A 2662-nucleotide genomic window follows, 5' to 3' on the forward strand; every position below is an offset into this window, starting at 1 on the left:
GAGCAATGCTCAGGACTTGTGGATCAGGCTCGGGCGGGACGTGAAGGGCGTACCTTCCCGAGTGATCGACCAAGGTCACTGAGTAGGCCCGCGTTGCTGCGCGGGTCGGGAAGGGTACGCCCGTGCTGAGCGTAGTCAACGAAGACGGCACCACCGCCACCGGCTTCCTGATCGACGACATCGTCCGTGAAGGTGCGCGACGGATGCTCGCCGCGGCCCTGGAGGCCGAGGTCGACCAGTACATAGCCGAGTTGGCCGGTGAGAAGGACGAGAGCGGGCGCCGCCTCGTGGTGCGCAATGGCCACCACCGGTCCAGGTCGGTGACCACTTCGGCCGGAGCGGTGGAGGTGAAGGCGCCTCGGGTGAACGACCGGCGCATCGACGAGGGCTCCGGTGAGCGTATGCGGTTCTCCTCAAAGATCCTTCCGCCGTGGTGCCGCAGATCGCCGAAGGTGTCCGAGGTGCTGCCCGCGCTTTACCTGCATGGCCTGTCCACCGGGGACTTCGTGCCCGCGCTGGAACAATTCCTCGGCTCGGCGGCCGGCCTGTCCGCGCCGACGGTGACACGGCTGACGAAGCAGTGGCAGGCCGATCATGCCGCGTTCCAGGCCCGCGACCTGTCGGGCAGTGACTGGGTATACGTGTGGGCTGACGGCGTCCACCCCAAGGTGCGTCTGGGGCAGGCCCACTCCTGCGTCCTGGTCCTCATGGGCGTGCGCACCGACGGCACCAAGGAGCTGATCGCGCTCGCCGAAGGGCTGCGCGAGTCCACCGAGTCATGGGCCGACCTGCTGCGCGACTGCCGCCGACGCGGCATGCGTGATCCCGAACTCGTAGCCGGAGACGGGGCATTGGGGCTGTGGAACGCCTTGCGAGAGGTGTTCCCTGCCGCCCGCCACCAGCGGTGCTGGGTGCATAAAGTCCGCAATGTCGTCAACGCCCTGCCGCAGTCCGCACAGCCCGGAGCGAAGAAGGCGATGCAGGAGATCTACAACGCTGAGGACCGTGCTCACGCCGAGAAGGCCATCAAGAAGTTCACCGACGCCTACGCTGCGAAGTGGCCTAAGGCCGTCAAGAAGATCACCGACGACCAAGACGCACTCCTCGCCTTCTACGACTTCCCAGCTGAACACTGGATCCACCTGCGCACCACCAACCCCATCGAGTCGACCTTCAGCACCGTGAAACTCCGAACCAGGGTCACCCGCGGCGCCGGCAGCCCGTCCGCCGCCCTGGCCATGGTCTTCAAACTCGCTGAGTCCGCCCAGGCCCGCTGGCGCGCGATCACCGCACCCCACCTCGTCGCCCTCGTCCGCGAGGGAGCCCGCTTCGAGCACGGACGGCCTGTCGAAAACCGCATTACCCCTGCGGCATGAGGCGGTCGGTGTCCCGAGCGCCGTCGCCCGTGGCGGTGGCGGTGGCGCAGAGCATGGAGCCCAGCAATCCGACCGCGGCGGTGCCTTGCAGGCGGTCCGGATCGTATCGAGGCGTGGTGCGGCACCAGTCGTAATTGCCGCGCATGCACGAACGCATGGCATCCACGTACTGGTAGACCGCTGCGCGGGCTTCGTCAGGCAGAAGAAGCGCATCGCACACGCTGGGCACTTGCGCCTCCAGCGTGAGGAACTCCCGTGTCCATCGCCGCACCATGGACTGCGCCTTGCCGATCGCCGCCTGATGCGTGAGGGCCGGGTCGTGGAGCCGCATCACGATAACGATGTTGTTTGACTCACCGTCATGCTCCTCCTTGGCCAGGGACACGACGTCCTGCACCACGTCGGTGACATGAATGGTGATCTCCCGCAGGTGCTGCACCACCGGCGAGCACCACGCGTTTGTCGGGATCTCGAAGCCATGGAGGCGCTCGGAGATGGACAGGATGATCCCCGTTCCGCCGGAATCAAAGCGCAGACGCAGATACTCCGGCACCGAGGGGCAGTGCACCGCCGCCCGATGAACGGCCTCGGTGTGATAAGCCGCGATGAAGTCATGCAGATCCCCGGCCGCGCGTTCCTGCCACGCCTGCGACATGCCCGCACAGAGCCGCTGCCACAGGTCGGCCAGAGCCCGCTCGCCGTGCAACACCCCCGTCTTCCCAGCGAGCGATGGGTCGTCAAGAACGGACAGGAGCTTGCCGACGAGGCTCTTCGCCAGCACGGTGTCCCGGCCCGCCGCACCGTCGAACTGGCCATCCAGCAGGATCATCCATCCGTAGAAGTCCGCGGCTAGATAAGTGTCTTCACCGGTCGTTCTGGGGTGGAAATGCGCCCCAGCCCGCTCAGGTGCCCACTCCAGCAACTTCTCGATCTCCTCGTCGGAGGAGAGCAGGCCCATGTCCCGGACCCAGTTCGCATGCCACGCACGGACATTCTCCAGACCCACAGGCCGAGCCGGCGCGAATGGGAGATCAAACATTGGATGGCGCATGGAAGCCCGCCCTGACATTTCGCGAACAGAAGACTCCGGATGTCGGCTCCCATTGCAGGTCATGGCCGCCGTAGCCGGAACCCCCTTGGCCTGCTCAGCAGAAGCAGCAGAAGCAGTGCACATGACACCGGCAAGGCCATATGAGCTGGCGTACGCCTGCCTTCGAGGGATCCCGCCCTGCCCGCCGGGCGAGAACTCCGAGGCACGATGATCCACAACTCTTGACAATTACTCG

The 2662-nt window shown here is 66.0% G+C and carries 2 protein-coding genes; one reads left to right on the plus strand and one right to left on the minus strand.

Annotated features, from left to right (window positions below; genetic code table 11):
- Nucleotides 1-122: 122 nt before the first annotated feature.
- The gene (locus IG74_RS0144215; RefSeq protein WP_030689403.1) at nt 123-1376 is read left to right on the plus strand and encodes an IS256 family transposase; all 1254 of its coding nucleotides are present in this window, start codon (nt 123-125) and stop codon (nt 1374-1376) included.
- On the opposite strand, the gene IG74_RS0144220 is transcribed toward IG74_RS0144215, so the two are convergent.
- Complete coding sequence (locus IG74_RS0144220; RefSeq protein ID WP_030689405.1) at nt 1360-2334, minus strand: terpene synthase family protein; 975 nt, start codon at nt 2332-2334, stop codon at nt 1360-1362. The genes IG74_RS0144215 and IG74_RS0144220 overlap by 17 nt on opposite strands.
- Nucleotides 2335-2662: the final 328 nt, after the last annotated feature.

Origin of the sequence: Streptomyces sp. NRRL B-1347 (assembly GCF_000720325.1) — a bacterium.
Classification (GTDB): domain Bacteria; phylum Actinomycetota; class Actinomycetes; order Streptomycetales; family Streptomycetaceae; genus Streptomyces.

Bases quoted from the DNA above. Each gene is read 5' to 3' on its own strand.
- IG74_RS0144220 (WP_030689405.1), bottom strand. From the start codon at position 2,334: ATGGGCCTGCTCTCCTCCGACGAGGAGATCGAGAAGTTGCTGGAGTGG.